The sequence below is a fragment of the Flavobacterium sp. XGLA_31 genome (genome assembly GCF_051547105.1).
Lineage (GTDB): Bacteria > Bacteroidota > Bacteroidia > Flavobacteriales > Flavobacteriaceae > Flavobacterium.
Map to the genome: position 1 here is coordinate 1 of NZ_JBPTTM010000020.1, position 1,169 is coordinate 1,169.

At 45.6% G+C, this 1,169-nt stretch carries 1 pseudogene; it reads left to right on the forward strand.

Annotated elements, in window-relative coordinates:
- A pseudogene (locus ACSVH6_RS13570) lies at nucleotides 1-1,169 on the forward strand (adhesin); the annotation flags it as partial.

The following is a 1,169-nucleotide window of genomic DNA, read 5'->3' on the forward strand; positions in this document are numbered from 1 at the left end:
AACCAACCTGCGGGAGGTTTTGGTCAGACGTTGTATGTGCGTGTGGAGACTATCGCCACGGGTTGTTATGATATAGTGGAATTAAAATTAGTGGTGGACCCGCTACCGAATATCACCCAGCCGAACTATCCTCAATATTCACTGTGTGATTATGACCAAAGCAGTATAGGTCATGAGACCTTTGATTTGGGCAGCCGAGTGAGTGCTATTTTGCTCAATCAAACGGGAATGACGGTTACCTTCTATCCGAGTTTGACCGAGGCACAGAACAATCAGAATGCCATCAACAATTTGATGTACATCAATGTACCGATGTATGTTCAGACCTTGGGAATCAGAATCACCAACAATCAAACAGGCTGTTACTCGATTTCCACTATGGATATCCGGGTAGAACCGCTACCGACTCCTACGCCACCGACCCAACCATTTACGATTTGTGACGGGGATCAGAACGGTATTGCCTGCAATATTGATTTGACCACGCTCTCCACAGGTATTGTAGGAGGAGCAGCTTATAACATCAGCTTCCATGAAACACTGACCGATGCTCAACTCGGAGGCACTACCATCCCGAATCCGACAAGCTACTGCAACATCCATCCGTTTACCCAAACCTTGTATGTTCGATTGACAGACCAATTAACAGGATGCTGGAGTGTGATGCCTATCGTGTTGATTATTAATCCGAGCCCTATAGCTCCGGTGAATGTACCGAATATAGAGGTGTGTGATTATGACAACAACACCCAGGACGGATACACTATGGTAAATCTTACCCAAAACACAGCCATGATATTGGCGCAACAGCCTTTGGGAGCGAGTAACTACACCATAGAGTATTATACAACCAAAGCACTGGCCGAGGCAGGTCTGCTTCCGATAATCCAAACCACAAACTACTATGGCCACAACGGAGATATCATCTGGGTAAGAGTAGAGGATAACACTACGGGTTGTTACAACTTGGGCTCTTTCCAATTGATTATCAACAAACCGCTTTTACTGACCACGCCAACACCGTTGAGTTTGTGTGATGATGACAATCAGCCCAACAATCAGTTTACGACATTTGATTTAACGGTTCGAAATACCATGATCAATCAGGGCTTAGGCAGCGGTTATACCGTGACGTATTATACGGATGCTCCGGTAACTCCGACAAGTGT